This window comes from Pseudomonas fragi (assembly GCF_900105835.1).
GTDB classification, from domain to species: Bacteria; Pseudomonadota; Gammaproteobacteria; order Pseudomonadales; family Pseudomonadaceae; genus Aquipseudomonas; species Aquipseudomonas fragi.
In genome coordinates this window covers 1,745,080-1,763,344 of the sequence record NZ_LT629783.1, presented here as the reverse complement: position 1 = coordinate 1,763,344, position 18,265 = coordinate 1,745,080, and the positions used below count along the sequence as shown (strand labels likewise).

Here is an 18,265-nt window from a genome sequence, read left to right as displayed (position 1 = left end):
TGCTCGGGCGACTCTCGGGGCCGCCCTCCATCCCTATGTGTGGAAGATCCTGCCGATATGTTTGCGCCTTTGTTAAAGAAACTTTTTGGAAGCAAGAACGAGCGCGAAGTCAAACGCATGCTCAAGACAGTTCAGGTCGTCAATTCCTTGGAAGAGCAAATGGTTGCTCTGACTGATGAGCAATTGCGCGCCAAGACCCAAGAGTTCAAGGCCCGCATAGCCAAAGGTGAGACCCTCGACCAACTGTTGCCGGAAGCCTTTGCGGTTTGCCGCGAAGCGGGCAAGCGTGTCATGGGCATGCGTCACTTCGACGTACAGTTGATCGGCGGCATGACCTTGCACGAAGGCAAGATCGCTGAAATGCGTACCGGTGAAGGCAAGACCCTGGTAGCGACCCTTGGGGTTTACCTCAATGCGCTGTCGGGCAAAGGCGTACACGTTATTACCGTGAACGACTACCTGGCTCGCCGGGATGCCAACTGGATGCGTCCGCTCTACGAATACCTGGGCCTGACGGTCGGTGTTGTCACACCGTTCCAGCCGCCTCAGGAGAAGCGTGAAGCCTACGCCGCCGACATCACCTACGGTACCAACAACGAGTTTGGCTTTGATTACCTGCGCGACAACATGGCTTTCAGCATGGAAGAAAAATTCCAGCGTGAGCTTAACTTCGCAGTGATCGACGAAGTCGACTCCATCCTGATCGACGAAGCCCGTACGCCGCTGATCATCTCCGGCCAGGCCGAAGACAGCTCCAAGCTCTACACCGAAATCAACAAGTTGATCCCGCGCCTTGAGCTGCATGTCGAGGAAGTCGAAGGCGAAGTGACCAAGCCTGGCCATTTCACCATTGATGAGAAGACTCGCCAGGTTGAGCTGAACGAAGCCGGTCACCAGTTTGTTGAAGAAATGCTCACCCAGATCGGCTTGCTGGCCGAAGGCGAAAGCCTGTACTCGGCGCACAACCTGGGCCTGTTGACCCATGTGTACGCTGCACTGCGCGCGCACAAGCTGTTCAACCGCAACGTTGAATACATCGTTGAAGACGGCCAGGTATTGCTGGTTGACGAACACACTGGCCGTACCATGCCAGGTCGTCGTTTGTCCGAAGGCCTGCACCAGGCGATCGAAGCGAAGGAAGGCCTGAATATTCAGGCAGAAAGCCAGACCCTGGCCACGACCACCTTCCAGAACTACTTCCGTCTGTACAACAAGCTGTCGGGCATGACCGGTACTGCGGACACCGAAGCGTTCGAGTTCCACCAGATCTACGGTCTGTCGGTGATGGTGATCCCGCCGAACAAGCCGCTGGCGCGTAAAGACTACAACGACCTGGTATTCCTCACCGCGGACGAGAAGTACGCGGCGATCGTGGCAGACATCAAGGACTGCATGGCCAAGGGCCGTCCGGTGCTGGTGGGTACGGCCACCATCGAGACTTCCGAGCACATGTCCAACCTTCTCAAGAAGGAAGGCATCGAGCACAAGGTCCTGAACGCCAAGTTCCACGAAAAAGAAGCTGAAATCATCGCACAGGCCGGTCGTCCGGGCGCGCTGACCATTGCAACCAACATGGCCGGTCGTGGTACCGACATCCTGCTGGGCGGCAACTGGGAAGTTGAGGTTGCCTCCCTGGAAAACCCGACACCGGAGCAGATCGCACAGATCAAGGCTGATTGGCAGAAGCGTCACCAGCAAGTGCTGGAGTCGGGCGGCCTGCATGTCATCGCTTCCGAGCGTCACGAATCGCGCCGTATCGACAACCAGCTGCGTGGTCGTGCCGGTCGTCAGGGTGACGCGGGTTCCAGCCGCTTCTATCTGTCGCTTGAAGACAGCCTGATGCGCATCTTCGCCTCTGACCGGGTGAAGAACTTCATGAAGGCCCTGGGCATGCAGTCTGGCGAAGCGATCGAGCACCGCATGGTGACCAACGCGATCGAAAAGGCCCAGCGCAAGGTTGAAGGTCGCAACTTCGATATCCGTAAGCAATTGCTGGAGTTCGACGACGTTAACAACGAACAGCGTAAAGTGATTTATCACATGCGTAACACGTTGCTGGCGGCCGACAATATCGGTGAAACCATCGCCGACTTCCGCAAGGACGTTCTGGACAGCACCATCAGCGCTCACATCCCGCCACAGTCGTTGCCGGAGCAGTGGGACGTTGCAGGCCTGGAAGCTGCCATCGAAAGCGGCTTCGGGGTGAAACTGCCGATCCAGCAATGGCTCGACGAAGATGATCACCTGTACGAAGAGACCCTGCGTGAGAAGCTGCTGGCCGAGCTGATTGCCGCTTACAACGAGAAAGAAGAGCAGGCCGGTGCCGAAGCACTGCGCACGTTCGAGAAGCAGATTGTGCTGCGCGTTCTGGATGACCTGTGGAAAGACCACCTGTCGACCATGGACCACCTGCGCCACGGTATCCACTTGCGCGGCTATGCGCAGAAGAACCCGAAGCAGGAGTACAAGCGCGAGTCGTTCAACCTGTTCTCCGAGCTGCTTGACTCGATCAAGCGTGACTCGATCCGTGTACTGTCCCATGTACAGGTTCGTCGCGAGGATCCGGTCGAAGAAGAAGCACGTCTGCGTCAGGAAGCTGAAGATCTGGCCTCGCGCCTGCAGTTCCAGCATGCCGAAGCGCCAGGCCTCGATCAGCCGGATGCGATGGCCCAGGTGCTGCAAGGTGCTGACGTCGAAGATGTTGTGGCGGCAACCGAGCCTGCGCGCAGCGAGCCGAAGCTGGGTCGCAACGAGCTGTGCTACTGCGGCTCGGGCAAGAAATACAAGCACTGTCACGGGCAAATCAACTAAAGCCCGCTTCAACTGCTGAAACACCTGCGCCGCGACCGGCATTAGCCGTCGCGGCGTTTTACCATTGAATTCCCGTCCTTTTGCGGCGGCGCACAGAACTTTTTAGGAGCGCGTCATGGCTGTTGGTCTTGGTCCTTTGCCTGTTTTGCACCCGGTGGCCGGTTTCGAACTGGGTATCGCTTCTGCCGGTATCAAGCGCGCAGGGCGCAAGGACGTGGTGGTTATGCGCTGCGCCGAAGGCTCCAGCGTAGCGGGTGTGTTCACCCTCAATGCATTTTGCGCAGCGCCCGTGATCCTGGCCAAACAACGTGTGCAAGGCCCGGTTCGCTACCTGCTGACCAATACCGGTAATGCCAATGCGGGCACCGGTGAGCCGGGGCTGATCGCTGCAACCCGGACCTGCGCCAGGCTGGCTGAGCTGACCGGCGTCGATGCCAGTGCCGTGCTGCCATATTCCACCGGGGTGATTGGCGAGCCGCTGCCTGTCGAGAAGATCGAAGGCGCACTGCAGGCCGCGCTGGATGATCTGTCCGAGAACCACTGGGCCGAAGCTGCAACCGGCATCATGACCACCGACACTCTGCCCAAGGGTGCCAGCCGCCAGTTTGAACACGAGGGTGTGATCATCACCGTGACCGGTATCAGCAAGGGTGCGGGCATGATTCGTCCAAACATGGCCACCATGCTGGGCTACATTGCCACCGACGCCAAAGTTGCCCGCGACGTGTTGCAAAACCTGCTGCTCGACGGTGCGAACAAGTCGTTCAACCGCATCACTATCGATGGCGATACTTCAACCAACGACTGCTGCATGCTGATTGCCACCGGCAAGGCCGCCTTGCCTGAAATCAGCGAAGCCAGCGGCCCGCTGTTTGCTGCGTTGAAACAGGCGGTGCTGGAAGTCTGCATGGAAGTGGCACAGGCCATCGTGCGTGACGGTGAGGGTGCGACCAAGTTTGTCACCGTTGAAGTGAATGGCGGCGCCAATCACCAGGAATGCCTGGACGTGGGCTACACCGTAGCCCACTCGCCACTGATCAAGACTGCACTGTTTGCCTCGGACCCGAACTGGGGTCGTATCCTCGCCGCCGTAGGCCGTGCTGGGGTGCCGGACCTGGACGTGAGCAAGATCGATGTATTCCTGGGTGAAGTGTGCATCGCCAGCGGCGGCGCCCGTTCGGCTACATATACCGAAGAGCAGGGCTCGGCAGTGATGGCGCGCGAAGAAATCACCATCCGCATCGAGCTGGGCCGTGGTGCTTGCAGCGAGACCATCTGGACTACGGACCTGTCCCACGAGTACGTGAAAATCAACGCCGAGTACCGTACCTAAGTCGTCTCGACATCACGGGGCTGCCAGCCGATCCTGCGCGGGCAGCACCGTGATGCCTTGAGGGCATCAGATTCCCCCCCCTAATTCTCAAGGTGTCTGTGTATGAGCTTCCACCTGATCATTGGCGACAAGTTGCATTCATCGTGGTCCCTGCGTGGCGCGTTGGCGCTGGATCTGGCGGGTGCTCCCTATACCGAGACCCTGATAAAACTGGGTCAGCCCGGCACTCGGGCCTTGATCCTGCAGCACTCGGCAACGGGCAAGGTACCGTTGCTCCAGACCGAACACGGCACCATCGCCGATTCCCTGGCGATTGCCGAATACCTGAACGAGCGCTTCCCGGCAGCGCAAATGTGGCCTGCAGATACCGCGGCGCGGGCCCAGGCTCGTTCGGCGTGTGCGCAAATGCACAGCGACTTTTTTGGCTTGCGCAGCAATCTGCCCTTTGACTTGAGTCGCGACCGGGCACTGGTGCCCATGCCTGCCGAGGCCCAGGCCGATATCGACAGAATGACAGCCCTGTGGGCGCAGTGCCGCGCCGTGGCGACCGAGCCCGGGCCGTACTTGTTTGGACGACTGAGCCTGGCGGATGCTTTTTTCGCACCAGTGGCGGTGCGTCTTCGTACCTACCGTGTTGCGCTGTCAGCCGAAGATGAAGCCTATATCGACGCCATTTACCAATGGCCTGCGTTTAAAGCCTGGCAACAGGCCGGATTAGAGGAAGTACAAGGGTGAAACGAGTTCATGTGGCTGCGGCCGTTATCCGGGGCACAGACGGCAAGATTCTGATCGCCCGTCGCGCTGACACTCAGCATCAAGGCGGCCTCTGGGAGTTTCCCGGCGGCAAGGTCGAGGCGGGTGAGTCGGTGGAAGCGGCGCTGGGGCGCGAGTTGCAAGAGGAGCTGGGTATTGTGGTCAAGGCTGCCCGACCTTTGATCAAGGTTCAGCATGACTACCCCGACAAGCATGTCTTGCTCGATGTGTGGGAAGTGTCGGATTTTACTGGCGAACCACATGGGGCAGAAGGTCAGCCCTTGGCTTGGGTCAGCCAGCGCGAGTTGGCGGGCTACGAGTTTCCGCAGGCCAACCAGCCCATTGTTGCCGCTGCCCGCTTGCCCGATCAGTACTTGATTACCCCGGATGGCCTGGAAACCCCGGAGTTGTTGCGCGGTATCCAGAAGGCCATTGCTGGCGGCACCCAGCTGATTTCGTTGCGAGCGCCCAATGGCTATGACCCCAAGTACCGTGACCTGGCGGTGGACGCCACCGGGCTGTGTGCTGCCAAGGCGCAGCTGATGCTCAAGGGGCCGCTGGAGTGGCTGGGGGATTTCCCGTCGGCTGGCTGGCACCTGACCGCTGCACAATTGCGCAAGTACGCCGCCAAGGGCCGTCCATTGCCAAAAGACCGCTGGTTGGCGGCTTCCTGCCATAACGCCGAAGAACTGGCGCTGGCCGAGCAGATGGATGTGGACTTTGTGACCCTGTCGCCGGTGCTGGCGACCCAGACCCACCCGGACACACCGCCACTGGGTTGGGAGCAGGCACAGCAACTGATTGCCAATTTCAGCAAGCCGGTGTTTTTGCTGGGCGGACTGGGCCCTGATGATCGTCAGCAGGCCTGGAGCGTTGGTGCGCAGGGCGTTGCAGGTATTCGGGCGTTCTGGCCGCAGGTGTAAAAAACTGCACAAAACCCAGTGGGAGCGGGCTTGCTCGCGATGGCATCACTGCGATGTACCTGCCTGAGCGCGGTGCCTTTATCGCAGGCAGGCCAGCTCCCACAAGTTCTGTGCCTGATCGTCAGGCCTTCGGCTTGGCCGCCGCTTGCCACAGGATTTCAGCTATTCCCTGGCGCCTGGCAATCAGGCGCGCGGCGACAAACAGCAAGTCAGATAAACGATTGATATACGCCAGCCCCACGCCTGCCAGTGGCTCAAGTGCATTGAGTTGCTGGCAGCGGCGTTCGGCACTGCGCGCCAGGCTACGGCATACATGGGCTTGGGCGATCAGGCTCGAACCGCCGGGCAGAATGAAATTCTCAAGTGGCCCCAGCTCTTCGTTCCAGCGATCGATTGCGGTTTCAAGGCGCTCGATTTCAATATTGTTGAGCGCCTGATATTCGGGCATTGCCAGTTCCCCGCCCAGGTCAAACAAGCGGTGCTGACAAGGCTCAAGCACTTCAATCAGCTCGCCAAGGCCCGGATTCTGGGCACTGTGCTCAATAAGCCCGGCCAGCAGCAGGCCGAGCTGGCTGTTAAGCGTATCGACTTCGCCGATGGCCTCTATACGCGGGTGATCCTTGGGAACGCGGCGGCCGTCGCCAAGCCCTGTTTCGCCTTTGTCGCCGGTACGGGTGTAGATTTTCGATAAGCGAAAGCCCATGTTTACAGTTCCACCTTGGTAGGTTCGGGGGAGGCCAGCTGGTTGCCGGCCAAAGGCAGGCGCAGGGTAAAGCAGGTGCCTTGGCCCTGGGTCGAGTGAACTTCCATTTGGCCCTTGTGGTTGTTGGTAATGATGAAGTACGACACGGACAGACCAAGCCCCGTGCCCTGGCCAACTTCCTTGGTGGTGAAGAAGGGTTCGAAAATTCGTTTGCGTACAGCCTCGGGCATGCCGACGCCGTTGTCCTCGACTTGTATTTCCGCCCAGGGCGGGTTGAGTCTGGTGCGCAGGGTTATGCGCCCCGGCTCGCTCTGGTCGGCACGTTGATGAATGGCCTGGGCGGCGTTCTTCAGCAGGTTGAGCAATACCTGCTCCAGTTCGTTGGGGATACCGGGAACAGGCCCCAGTTGCGGGTCAAACTGGCGGACAATGGCTTGCCCCATAAAGTCAAAGCCAATGGTCAAGTCGAAATCATTGCTGGCGATGTCCAGAGCCTGATCAATCAGGGCCGACAGATCACAGGGGCTCATCTGCCGATTGCTGCGCCGGCTAAAGCTGAGCATATGGGTGACGATTTTCGCGGCGCGTGCACCGGCCTGTTGAATGCCATCAAGCAGCTGCGGGATTTCCCGGGCCTGCAGGTAGTGATTGACCACCTCCAGGTCGATGCCGGTCTGTTCGGCTTGTTCGATATTCTTGGGCAAGTCGCTCGACAGGCGCCGGCGAATGTTCTGCACGTTATGCAGGATGGCTCCCAACGGATTGTTGATTTCGTGAGCCATGCCGGCAGCCAGGCCACCAACGGACAGCATTTTTTCTGATTGCACCATCATGTCTTCCAGCGACAGGCGCTGGGTGATGTCATCGATGCGGATTACCACGCCGCGTCCACCGCCGCCCATAAGCGGGTAAAAGGTCAAGGCATAGTGGCGGGCATCTTCGCCCTGGGTCCAGGTAACCCGTTCAATTTTTGCCACCTGATGCTGCTCAATCGTGTCCTTGAGTTGCGGCAGGAAGGGCTTGAGAGGAGCAAAAGCCAGCTCTATGGGTTTGTTCAACGCTTCATCCAGTTGCGTGCCCGAAAGGGCGCTGGCTTCCTGGTTCCACTGGGTCACATAGAGCTGTTCGTCCAGTGCGATCAGCGCCGAAGGCATGGAGTCGATGATGCAGTTGAGATAGTTCTGAAAGCCGGTGAGTTTCTTCTCTATTTTGCTGCGTACCTGTACTTCCAGTTCCAGTTTGCGATTGGTGTTGCGGGTTTCTTCAGCCAGCGACTGCGCTTGATCGTACGCCTGGCGGGCCTCGTCACGTGCGCGCTTGAGCTCTTGATCGCGGACTTCGATGCGCGACAGCATGGTGTTGAACGCTTCGGCCAGGCTGCCGATTTCGTCGTTGTTGCCCGGCGCGGCACGCAATGCGTAATTCTCTTCGCGGGTCACCTGGCGGGACAACTCTTCAAGGCGGTGAATGGGTTGGGTAATCAGGCGCTTGATCTGCCGGGCTACCACAAACCAGAGTAAAACACTGAATAACAGAATGCCCAGGCTGGCAGTCAAGGTGCCGGTATAGAAGGCCATGGGCAGTTCGCTGCTGGCGATCAACAGCAAATGCCCGGGGGGCTGGTCGCCGTGGTGCAGGCGTGTCACTTGATGGCTGCGCAGCTCGGTCAGGCTCCAGGCCTCAAGCTGGCGATAGTGCTCCGGCAGGGGCAAGTGTTCGCCATGCTGCAACTGCACCAGCAGGTTACCCGCGCTGTCATAGATGGCCGCTGCGCGCAGGGGGGCGTAGCTGCCGATTTCATTGAGCAGGGCTTTGGCGCTTTGCGGCGAGTCCAGGGCATGGACGATCAGTTCCGGCTCGGACGTCAGTTGCCCCAGTGTCTGCAGGGCCTGCGGGGCGGTGCTCTCATGGGAGATCCAGTACGCCACGCTGATAAATGTCAAATTGGCCACCAACAATACGGCAGCCAGCAGGATGAGCAGGGCGGCCAGCAACTTCTGGCCTACCGGAAGGTTTTCAAGGCGCTGGCGCAAGGGCATGGGAGGGCCGTCTGGACAAGAATATGCAGGCAGGGTAGCGCGGGCTTCAGTTGCAGGGCAATCCGCGCTGTTGCAGGTGCCGGGTCAAGCGCTGGTGCAGCTGCTGCAAGTGTGGCACCGCGAACTGTCGGCGCTGGGCTGCTTCGCAGGCATAGCCCAGCAGGTAGCTGATTTCGGTACGACGGCCTTGGGCAACATCCTGATGCATCGATGAGTAGTTATTGGCAGTGGCCTGGATCACCCGCAGCACTTCCAGGCCCAGATCAACCGCCGCCTCGGGCTGGCCGCAATGCTCAAGCAGGCTGGCGAGTTCGGTGCAGAGGGTCTGTACTTCAGCCGTGTGGGCCTGCAAGCCGCCATTGCGGCAGTTATACAGAACGGTCAGTGGGTTGATCGCACAGTTAAGGGCCAGTTTTCGCCAGAGCCGGCTCAGAATATTCGGGCTCCATTCGTGGGCAATGCCGCTGCGTTGCAGCTCTTCAAGCCATGCCGGGGCCGGGGCTTGCCCGGTATCACCCAGCCAGGTATGGCCGCGGCCGGCAAATACCACGCGCCAGTCACCATCGCGAAAGGCGCCTTCGGTACTGGAAGCGAACAGGCAGCGTGCCTGGGGCACCAGGGCGGCAACCGCTTGCTGGCTGCCGAGGCCGTTCTGCAACAGGATCAGCTCGGCATTAACCGTGAGCCGCCCGGCGATTTGCGCGACGGCCTGCTCTGCGTCATAGGCCTTGCAGGCGACCAGCAGGCGCTGGATCGGCTCGTCAGTTTCAGGGATTTGCGCACTGATGGCCCATTGTTGCGAATCTTCGTCTTCAATCAGGGTCAACCCTTGCGCCGCTTTATAGGCTTGCAGGCGCTCGGCGTTGCGCAGGATGAGTTTGACGGGCAGGCCAGCCCGGGTCAGACGCGTGGCCCACAGCATGCCCATGCTGCCAGCCCCCAGGATGTGCCAGGTGACAGGCGTAGTGAAGTGGGGCAGGGGCAGGGCAGAATCTGGCATGTGAGCTCGCAAGTGAATGAAGTCGAAGAACCGCTATAATGCCCGCGCATTTTAACTGTCAGGCCAGGCGTGCTCCATCTGTGTTGAGCGCGCCCTTTATTATTGGAGAAAATTACATGCCGTCGTTCGACGTGGTATCCGAACTGGACAAGCACGAAGTCACCAACGCCGTCGAGAACGCCGTCAAGGAGCTGGATCGTCGTTATGACCTCAAGGGCAAAGGCACTTTTGAGTTCAAGGAAAAGGATCTGACGGTCAACCTGACCGCCGAAGCCGACTTCCAGCTTGAAGCAATGATCGAGATCCTCAAGCTGGCCCTGGTCAAGCGCAAGATCGACGTTCAGTGCCTTGAGGTCAAGGATGCTTATGCATCGGGCAAATTGATGAAGCAGGAAGCCGTGCTCAAGGAAGGCATTGATAAAGAGCTGGCGAAGAAAATCGTCGCCCATGTCAAGGATGCCAAGCTCAAGGTTCAGGCCGCCATCCAGGGCGAGCAGGTGCGCATCACCGGCAAGAAGCGTGATGATCTGCAAGAGGCCATTGCTGCACTGCGTGCCAAGACGTTCGACATGCCGCTGCAGTTCAACAACTTCCGCGACTGATCACAGGCCTGGGAACCTATGGGGCTCATTGACGTCCGATTTTCCTGGGCGCTGCGCAAACGATTTAGCGGCCAGGGCTGCTTTATCGTTTTGCTGAATTACTGACGCTGCCGGGTATTGGCGCGAGGAGACGTAAATGGATTTGAACACTGAAGTGGATCAATTGATCAAGGCCTCACAAGCCTGGATCCCGATGATCATGGAATACGGCAGCCGTGTGCTGCTGGCATTGGTGACACTGGCGGTGGGCTGGTGGTTGATCAATCGCCTGACCACCAAGATCGGGCAGTTGCTGGCCATGCGCAAGGCTGATCTTGCCCTGCAAGGTTTTATCAGCAGCCTGGCCAATATCATCCTCAAGGTGCTGCTGATTGTCAGCGTGGCCTCGATGATCGGCATCCAGACCACCTCGTTTGTTGCGGCCATCGGTGCGGCAGGCCTGGCCATTGGCCTGGCACTGCAGGGCAGCCTGGCGAACTTTGCCGGCGGGGTGCTGATTCTGTTGTTCCGCCCGTTCAAGATCGGTGACTGGATCGAAGCGCAAGGCGTAAGCGGGACGGTCGACAGTATTCAGATCTTCCATACCGTGCTGCGTACCGGTGACAACAAGACCGTCATCGTGCCAAACGGCAATCTGTCCAACGGCATTATCACCAACTACAACCGTCAGCCGACGCGCAAGGTGGTGTTTGATGTGGGTGTGGACTACGAGGCGGACCTGCAAAAGGTGCGTGAAGTGCTGCTGTCGCTGGCCGATGACCCTCGGGTACTGAAGCAGCCGGCTCCGGTCGTTGTGGTGACTGCCCTGGGCGACAGTGCGATTACCATGTCGCTGCGTGTTTGGGTCAATACCCCGGATTACTGGGACGTGCTGTTTATGTTTAACGAGCACTCGCGCGATCGCTTGAAAGCGCAAGGGGTAGATATTCCTTTCCCGCAGCGTGTTGTTCGCGTGGTTCAGGAAGTGGCTGCGCAATAATGCCGATAACGGCACCTGACACTTGAGTCAGGTAAAGGCAAACAATTAAAGGGGCGAAAGCCCCTTTAATTGTTTTTGCCACTTGGGTTTACAGGTGTGCGTGCAAGAGTGGGTCAACTCGGAACAACTGATAATTAATTGCATTTGATCTTGTTAGTTAGCTTGCTATATAACTTGCTTTTATTTCAGGCAATAAAAAGCCACGCCCTGAGACAGGTGCGTGGCTTTCACTAAACAGAGTGTTGTAAACAGTGCCCGAAGGCCGTGATTACAAGATGTTCAGTGGGTATTCAGCAATCAGGCGTACGTCGTTAACGTCATTGCCGTTGTTGCTGGTAGTGCGGTAAACCGCGCTACGCAGACGCAGAGACAGGTCCTTGGCCGGGCCTTCTTGCAGCACGTATTTGGTCTCGAAGTCGAACTCGTGCTCTTTGCCTTCGCCGTCAGTGGTGGAGATGTTGTCACCCTTGACGTAGCGAGCCATGAAGCTCAGGCCTGGCACGCCATAGCTGGCCATGTTCAGGTCGTAGCGACCCTGCCAGGAGCGTTCGTCACGCTGGTTGAAGTCGGAGTATTGCACGGAGTTGGCGAGGAAAATGGTGCCGCCGCCGTCTACGCCGTAGTAGTAAGCGCTGTCACCGGTGGAGCGCTGGTGAGCGATGGTGAACTTGTGGGCGCCCAGGCTATAGGCAGCTGCCAGGCTCCAGATTTTGTTGTCAACGTCGCCGGCTAGTTCCTGGCCCTGGCTCGAGGTTCTGTAGCCGTTGAAGTCGAAGTTCAGGGCTTGAGTCTCTGCGATCGGCAGGGTGTAGTTCAGGTTGATGTACTGCTTCTTGAAGTAGTCATCAACATCGGAAGCCGCCAGGCCACCGACGAAGTTGTCAGTGAACTGGTAGGTTGCGCCAGCAATGTTGGCAGCAGTCAGGCCTGGTTCGCCTTTGCCGTTGATGCTGTCACGCGCCATGCCAGTCTGGGAGCTCAGGGCGGTGAAGCGACCTGCGGTCAGCTCCAGGCCTTTGATTTCCTTGCTGGTGATCAGGGTACCGGTCGCAACTTCTGGCAGCAGGCGGCTGTCGTCAGTGGAGAACACCGGGCTGGCGACGAACTGGTTGCCGTACTTCAGTTCAGTGTCGGAGAGGCGGAACTTGACCGCGCCGCCGATTTTGCCTTGGGTATCTTCCGGAGAACCGTCGCTCTTGCTGGCGAACAGGCCGTTGCCTTGACGACCAGCACCGCCGTCCAGGCGTGCAGTACCCATTGCGAACGCATCAACACCGACACCGATGGTGCCTTGGGTGAAGCCGGACTGGTAGTTGAGCAATTCACTCAGGCCCCAGTCTTCACGGTAGCCGCTTTTGAACGAGCCGTCGGCCTGCTGCTTGTTCCCAGCACCGTTACGGAAGTCACGGTTCATGTACAGCATGCGGGTTTTGGAAGTCAGCGTGCTGTCTTCAACGAAACCTTTTGCGTCGTCCTGGGACGAGGCCATTGCGAACTGAGTAGTACCGGCTGATACAGCCAGGGCGATCATGCTCCACTTCATCACGCGCATCGTGATTTGCTCCTTTGGTTTTTAGGAAGAGTACTGCCGTCCCACCTGAATTATTATCTGGGCGGCTCTTTCTTTTTGTGTCGGCGCAAACTTATATCACGCCGGCAATGTTGGCGATACTTGCTCTCATAACCTTTCAGCTTCTTTACAGCTATGTCGCAAATTGCCCTCCACATGTCGCAAGCGCGCAGCTTAGAGCCATTTCTCAGCATCTATTCAGTGCTGTTTTCAGTGTTTGGCATATGGGTGGTTTCGTATTGCCTACAATGAAAACTCCAAATTCCTACGGTTCAGCTATTGTTATTTATCGTCAGACCGTTGTGCTCCTGCGCGGGCCTGGCGACTGTGAGAAGGGTCTATGCAACAAGCATGCTCAAATGCTTTGGTAGATGAAAAATAAATCATCTTCTGCGTTTTTGAGCTATGAGGCCTGATCTTGCTTGGGTCGAACGGCGATAAGGCTGGGCTTGGGATGTTGTGTTTTGTTGCAAGAAGTCTTTCTTGCGGCGCAAGTGCGCTTAAAGCGTTACCGGTTAACACCTGCTGGGGTGGTAGGTGACGTTTTGGCGCACTAAAAACATTCGTTTTGTGCAGTTTTGGTGCACAAGTGTCCGAATGCTGTTGATTGACCGTGCCAAGCGGCCTTTTGCCCGAGCATGTCGGGCTGGCGAGGTGAAGCCGGGCACAATCAAGGGTATCCTTGGTTTCTGTCATCTGGCCTGCGGTGAGTCTCATCGGGTGCCGGGTTGTGCTGAAATGAACGGTCAAACAGGAGAGCTCCCAGTGTTCGCTTTGGATACACGTCTGCAAGAGGATACCTGGCTGATAGGGGACTTCCCCTTGTGCCGCTTGCTGCTTTCCAACGATTCGAATTACCCCTGGTTTATCCTGGTGCCGCGGCGCGAGGGTATAACCGAACTGTTTCAATTGGATGACGCCGACCAGCAACGCATGTGGGCTGAGACCACCGCTTTGGCGCGGGTGCTGAAAGCGTTGTTCGGCGCGGATAAAATGAATGTGGCCACCCTGGGTAATGTGGTCAGTCAGTTGCACATGCATGTGATTGTTCGTTACCAGGCTGACGTGGCATGGCCAGGGCCGGTATGGGGCAAGCACCCGGCCAGGCCCTATACGCCGGCGCAGGTGCGTGCTGTGCGCGACAGGCTGGCGTCGGAGCTTGACGCCAGTTTCATTTTTTCGGAGGGTTGATCGTGACGCTTGAAGCGCGAGTGATGGACCTTGAGAGCCGCCTGGCTTTTCAGGATGACACCATTCAGGCATTGAATGATGTGCTGGTTGCCCAGCAGAACGCAGTGGACCGTCTGCAGATGCAGATGGCTGCCTTGCTCAAGCGCCAGGAGGAAATGGGCGGGCAGTTCGAGTCTTTTGAAGAAGAGGCTCCGCCACCGCATTATTGATGGTTTTATGCAGGCATAAAAAAACCGCGATTCAGCCAGGCTGATCGCGGTTTTTTTCAGGCTTGAATCAGCGGCGCGGCAGTGCGGCGATCACGTCTTCGGCCTGCAGGCCCTTGTCGCGGTTCATGACCGAGAACTCGACCCGTTGCCCTTCCACCAAAACCCGGTGGCCTTCGCCACGGATGGCGCGAAAGTGGACAAAAATATCATCGCCGGAATCTCGCGAAATAAAGCCGAAACCCTTTGAAGTGTTGAACCATTTGACCGTCCCCGTATCGCGGTTGGTCATGTCATAGCTGTGCGAGGATGACGAAGGTGAAGACTTGTAGAAGCTGACAGCAAGATGCAGCAGCACGGCAATCACAGCAGGCGTAAGGCCGAGCAGTACAGCGGGCTGATCACCGATCGGCAGCAGAAGGCCGAACAGGGTCAGTGTTTGCAGGACCACGGAAAGCACCAGCAGGGCGCTGACCAGGTTTTGCAGTTGGTGACGCGGACCTTTATTCCAGAACGGAATAACTGGGGCCAGTGTCAGGTTCAGCAGGCCAAAAAAAGCCAGGTAAAGGGCATCAGGATGTTGGAGGTAAGGTAAGGCTTCGGGTTGCAGGCTGGGAATAAAGGACAGCAGCAAAGCCGCTGCACCCGTTATCAGGTGGACGATTTTCAACATTTCAATGACTCACATTAAGATAGATCGCAAGGAAGAGCTGACTGCGCACGGTTCGCTTCAGAAAAAAATGGAGGCGCTGGACACGCGAGTTCATCAGCCTATGCGCCCTCGCCAGAGGCGAAAATTGGGCAACACGCTGCCAATTTAACAGCAAAGCTCGGGCCTACTCAAATTAAGCGTAAAGAGCTATCGGTGAGCGCGACTGCTTGCTGAGGTTTGGGCGATTTCTGCATTTTACGAAAGCCTTGTTTTAGACGTGTGTAGTCCTCCCGTCTTGTAGTTATAGGAACGCTGCTCTCTGATAACGTGAGCCGTGAGGGCCATAAGTGCGCGCAGGGGCAACCACTTGTCGTCAAAGCCTTTGTCCCTTGTGCCGGACGCAATCACGGGGTTGGCAGTTCTTGCTCTTCATGCCCGGCTTTACCTGGCTATCCAAAGTATCGGGCCGCCTGGCATTGGCATCGTTCGGTAAATGCATACGTTTGCCGTCGACAAGATTAATGGAGGCAACGTTCAGGTCTTGATAGAAGGGCGTTGTTGCTGCCGTTGTTGCGAGTGCTGGGCGGTCGTCGTGCGCCGCGTTTGCGCCTGTCGATATTCGTCGCTCGTACCGAGAGCGCTCCTACAGATTTGCGGGTTTGATCCGCTGGATAAGAATTTTTACATGTCGTTTGATGAGGCAAATTCTTTGAAAAAGATTGATCAAATCCAATGATGCGCAATGGAGTGCTTTACGATGGGACGATTGATTCAGCAAGAAAATACCGGCTGCCGATTACTGCAAAGAGTCAGGGTCGATCCTGTGATACTGGACTTTGGCATGACGCTGGCCCGGCCCTTGTCGCGCTCAGTGCGATTGAATGGCTTTGCCACTTGTTTGCGCCTTGAGGAAGTGTACTGGGAGGTTTTGGCCGATATCTCACATATCAACAACTGTTCAATCAACACGCTACTGTCTTATATCGATCTGGAGGTTCACTTGCGGCATGGCGGGGTGAAAAACTTCAGCGGGTTTATTCGGGTCGTTTGTGTGATGCATTTATTGAAGAGGGCGCGCGGTCCCCAGGGGATGGCGCAGCAGGTATTCGTGGGTTGAACAAGGTGGCGGGTAGAAGCTGTCTGGTCGATGGCTTGTAATCGTCCAATATTTATGATGCATTTAGGGGCTTCTGGCTGTTCATGCGGCTGCAATGGCTCGATTTACCAGATATAATCTCGCTCTTTGCTGTGTGGCCCTGCTCAAGGGTTGCCGCTCACGGATTGTCGAGACACGCCAATGCCCATGTACGATTACCAGTGTGCTTCCTGTGGTCATCAGCTGGAAGCCATTCAAAAGATCAGCGCTGCACCGCTGGTTGATTGTCCCGCCTGTCAGGCCCCCGAGCTGAAGAAGATGCTGTCCATGCCGGGCTTCCGCCTTAGCGGTACAGGCTGGTATGAAACAGACTTCAAGACAGGTTCGAAAAAGAATCTGGCAGGCGGCGATAAATCCGACTGAGGTCGAGCGAAAGCAGTCAGAACACAAGCGGGCTCTTGCAAGGTTACCAGCACCGACGGTGCGCAAGACTTCCACCGAATTTCGAATTACGAGAAGTGAAACCACTACCATGATGCGCAGCCATTATTGCGGCCAACTGAACGAAAGCCTGGACGGCCAGGAAATTACCCTTTGCGGATGGGTTCACCGTCGCCGTGACCACGGTGGGGTGATTTTCCTCGATATCCGTGATCGTGATGGTCTGGCCCAGGTGGTTTTCGACCCGGATCGCGCTGAAACCTTCGCTGCCGCCGACCGTGTGCGCAGTGAGTATGTCGTCAAGATCACTGGTAAGGTGCGCTTGCGCCCGGCCGGTGCCGGCAACACCAACATGGCTTCGGGCATGATCGAAGTGCTGGGTTACGAGCTCGAAGTGCTGAACGAAGCGGAAACCCCGCCGTTCCCGCTCAACGAGTTCTCCGACGTTGGCGAAGAGACCCGCCTGCGCTATCGCTTTATCGACCTGCGTCGCCCGGAAATGCTCGAGAAGCTGCGCCTGCGTTCGCGCATGACCACCAGCATCCGTCGTTACCTCGACGAAAACGGCTTCCTGGACGTTGAAACACCGATCCTGACCCGTGCCACGCCTGAAGGCGCACGTGACTACCTGGTGCCTAGCCGTACCCACGCCGGTTCGTTCTTTGCACTGCCGCAATCGCCACAGCTGTTCAAGCAGTTGCTGATGGTTGCCGGTTTTGACCGCTACTACCAGATCGCCAAGTGCTTCCGCGACGAAGACCTGCGTGCCGACCGTCAGCCTGAATTCACCCAGATCGACATCGAAACCAGCTTCCTCGATGAAAAAGACATCATGGGCCTGACCGAAGGCATGATCCGCAACCTGTTCAAGGAAGTGCTGGATCTGGAATTCGGCGAATTCCCGCACATGACCTTCGAAGAAGCCATGCGCCGTTACGGTTCCGACAAGCCTGACCTGCGTAACCCGCTGGAACTGGTAGACGTTGCCGATCAACTGAAAGACGTCGACTTCAAGGTGTTCAGCGGCCCGGCCAACGACCCTAAATGCCGTATCGCGGCCCTGCGTGTTCCGGGTGCTGCAAGCATGCCGCGCAAGCAGATCGACGACTACACCAAGTTTGTCGGCATCTACGGTGCCAAAGGCCTGGCGTATATCAAGGTCAACGAGCGCGCCAAAGGCGTGGAAGGTCTGCAGTCGCCGATCGTTAAAAACATCCCTGAAGCCAACCTGAACGTGATCCTCGATCGCGTTGGCGCAGTCGATGGCGACATCGTGTTCTTCGGTGCCGACAAGGCCAAGATCGTCAGCGAGGCCCTGGGCGCGCTGCGGATCAAGGTGGGTAACGACCTGAACCTGCTGACCTGCGAGTGGGCACCAATGTGGGTTGTCGACTTCCCGATGTTCGAAGAGAACGACGACGGCAGCTTCAGCGCCTTGCACCACCCGTTCACTGCGCCGAAGTGCTCGCCTGAAGAACTGGAAGCCAACCCGGCAACCGCGATCTCGCGCGCTTACGACATGGTCTTGAACGGTACCGAGCTGGGTGGCGGTTCTATCCGTATCCATCGCAAGGAAATGCAGCAAGCTGTATTCCGCCTGCTGGGTATCGAAGAAGCCGAGCAGGAAGAGAAGTTCGGCTTCCTGCTGGACGCCCTGAAATATGGCGCGCCGCCCCACGGTGGTCTGGCCTTCGGCCTGGATCGTCTGGTGATGCTGATGACTGGCGCCCAGTCGATTCGTGAAGTGATTGCCTTCCCGAAAACCCAGAGCGCTGCCTGTGTGATGACACAAGCGCCTGGCGTTGTAGATGCCAAAGCGTTGCGCGAGCTGCACATTCGTTTGCGCGAACAAGCCAAGGCTGAGTAAGTCTGACCTGCAAAGGCGCATCCTCGGGTGCGCCTTTGTTTTTTTGGTCGAGAATTTTTATTGTCAGGCCCAGGCCTGGCAAGGTTTTTAAAGGGATTC

The 18,265-nt window shown here is 57.5% G+C and carries 16 protein-coding genes; 11 read left to right on the top strand and 5 right to left on the bottom strand.

The genetic code is table 11. The features are described from left to right. Positions 1 to 57 precede the first annotated feature (57 nt). The 4 genes from secA to BLU25_RS08040 all read left to right on the top strand — a co-directional run bounded on the left by secA (position 58) and on the right by BLU25_RS08040 (position 5,820). On the top strand, positions 58 to 2,811 hold the full coding sequence (gene secA, locus BLU25_RS08055; protein ID WP_016782211.1) for a preprotein translocase subunit SecA: 2,754 nt from the start codon (positions 58 to 60) through the stop codon (positions 2,809 to 2,811). Positions 2,812 to 2,926: 115 nt separating this feature from the next. Beyond that, on the top strand, positions 2,927 to 4,144 hold the full coding sequence (gene argJ, locus BLU25_RS08050) for a bifunctional glutamate N-acetyltransferase/amino-acid acetyltransferase ArgJ (RefSeq protein WP_016782212.1): 1,218 nt from the start codon (positions 2,927 to 2,929) through the stop codon (positions 4,142 to 4,144). Between the two features lie 102 nt (positions 4,145 to 4,246). Beyond that, the gene (locus tag BLU25_RS08045; protein ID WP_016782213.1) at positions 4,247 to 4,879 is read left to right on the top strand and encodes a glutathione S-transferase family protein; all 633 of its coding nucleotides are present in this window, start codon (positions 4,247 to 4,249) and stop codon (positions 4,877 to 4,879) included. Continuing rightward, a complete protein-coding gene (locus BLU25_RS08040; protein ID WP_016782214.1) occupies positions 4,876 to 5,820 on the top strand; it encodes a Nudix family hydrolase in 945 nt (314 codons plus the stop codon). Before BLU25_RS08045 ends, BLU25_RS08040 begins: the two co-directional genes overlap by 4 nt. A gap of 121 nt (positions 5,821 to 5,941) precedes the next feature. On the opposite strand, the gene BLU25_RS08035 is transcribed toward BLU25_RS08040, so the two are convergent. Genes BLU25_RS08035 through BLU25_RS08025 form a run of 3 tightly spaced genes read right to left on the bottom strand, consistent with a single transcriptional unit; the run spans position 5,942 to position 9,484 of the window. Next, positions 5,942 to 6,523: a cob(I)yrinic acid a,c-diamide adenosyltransferase gene (locus tag BLU25_RS08035; RefSeq protein WP_016782215.1), complete on the bottom strand. Its 582-nt coding sequence runs from the start codon at positions 6,521 to 6,523 to the stop codon at positions 5,942 to 5,944. A 2-nt stretch (positions 6,524 to 6,525) separates the two neighbouring features. Next, positions 6,526 to 8,562 carry a sensor histidine kinase gene (locus BLU25_RS08030; protein WP_016782216.1) on the bottom strand — a complete coding sequence of 679 codons (2,037 nt, stop codon included), beginning with the start codon at positions 8,560 to 8,562 and terminating at the stop codon, positions 6,526 to 6,528. A gap of 46 nt (positions 8,563 to 8,608) precedes the next feature. Next, entirely contained in the window at positions 8,609 to 9,484 is an 876-nt protein-coding gene (locus tag BLU25_RS08025; RefSeq protein WP_037001503.1) for a putative 2-dehydropantoate 2-reductase, read from the bottom strand. A 194-nt stretch (positions 9,485 to 9,678) separates the two neighbouring features. Between BLU25_RS08025 and BLU25_RS08020 the strand changes: the two genes are divergently transcribed. Together BLU25_RS08020 and BLU25_RS08015 are read left to right on the top strand one after the other, a co-directional pair. Continuing rightward, positions 9,679 to 10,164, top strand: a complete 486-nt coding sequence (locus BLU25_RS08020; protein ID WP_007906601.1) for a YajQ family cyclic di-GMP-binding protein — start codon at positions 9,679 to 9,681, stop codon at positions 10,162 to 10,164. 136 nt (positions 10,165 to 10,300) lie between these two features. Further along, on the top strand, positions 10,301 to 11,143 hold the full coding sequence (locus BLU25_RS08015; RefSeq protein WP_016782218.1) for a mechanosensitive ion channel family protein: 843 nt from the start codon (positions 10,301 to 10,303) through the stop codon (positions 11,141 to 11,143). Positions 11,144 to 11,411: 268 nt separating this feature from the next. On the opposite strand, the gene BLU25_RS08010 is transcribed toward BLU25_RS08015, so the two are convergent. Beyond that, on the bottom strand, positions 11,412 to 12,695 hold the full coding sequence (locus tag BLU25_RS08010; RefSeq protein WP_016782219.1) for an OprD family porin: 1,284 nt from the start codon (positions 12,693 to 12,695) through the stop codon (positions 11,412 to 11,414). A 783-nt stretch (positions 12,696 to 13,478) separates the two neighbouring features. Here BLU25_RS08010 and BLU25_RS08005 point away from each other — a divergent pair. Then, on the top strand, positions 13,479 to 13,904 hold the full coding sequence (locus tag BLU25_RS08005; RefSeq protein ID WP_016782220.1) for an HIT family protein: 426 nt from the start codon (positions 13,479 to 13,481) through the stop codon (positions 13,902 to 13,904). A 2-nt stretch (positions 13,905 to 13,906) separates the two neighbouring features. Continuing rightward, positions 13,907 to 14,113 (top strand): SlyX family protein, encoded by a 207-nt coding sequence (locus BLU25_RS08000; protein ID WP_029611570.1) that lies wholly within the window; start codon positions 13,907 to 13,909, stop codon positions 14,111 to 14,113. Between the two features lie 67 nt (positions 14,114 to 14,180). On the opposite strand, the gene BLU25_RS23840 is transcribed toward BLU25_RS08000, so the two are convergent. After that, on the bottom strand, positions 14,181 to 14,783 hold the full coding sequence (locus tag BLU25_RS23840) for a cold-shock protein (RefSeq protein ID WP_016782222.1): 603 nt from the start codon (positions 14,781 to 14,783) through the stop codon (positions 14,181 to 14,183). Between the two features lie 736 nt (positions 14,784 to 15,519). Here BLU25_RS23840 and BLU25_RS07990 point away from each other — a divergent pair. From BLU25_RS07990 to aspS, 3 genes are all read left to right on the top strand, one after another. Then, positions 15,520 to 15,879: a ribbon-helix-helix domain-containing protein gene (locus tag BLU25_RS07990; protein WP_037001504.1), complete on the top strand. Its 360-nt coding sequence runs from the start codon at positions 15,520 to 15,522 to the stop codon at positions 15,877 to 15,879. A 180-nt stretch (positions 15,880 to 16,059) separates the two neighbouring features. Beyond that, positions 16,060 to 16,281 (top strand): FmdB family zinc ribbon protein, encoded by a 222-nt coding sequence (locus BLU25_RS07985; RefSeq protein WP_029611571.1) that lies wholly within the window; start codon positions 16,060 to 16,062, stop codon positions 16,279 to 16,281. A gap of 109 nt (positions 16,282 to 16,390) precedes the next feature. Beyond that, a complete protein-coding gene (gene aspS / locus BLU25_RS07980) occupies positions 16,391 to 18,166 on the top strand; it encodes an aspartate--tRNA ligase (protein WP_016782225.1) in 1,776 nt (591 codons plus the stop codon). The last annotated feature ends 99 nt before the right edge of the window (positions 18,167 to 18,265 follow it).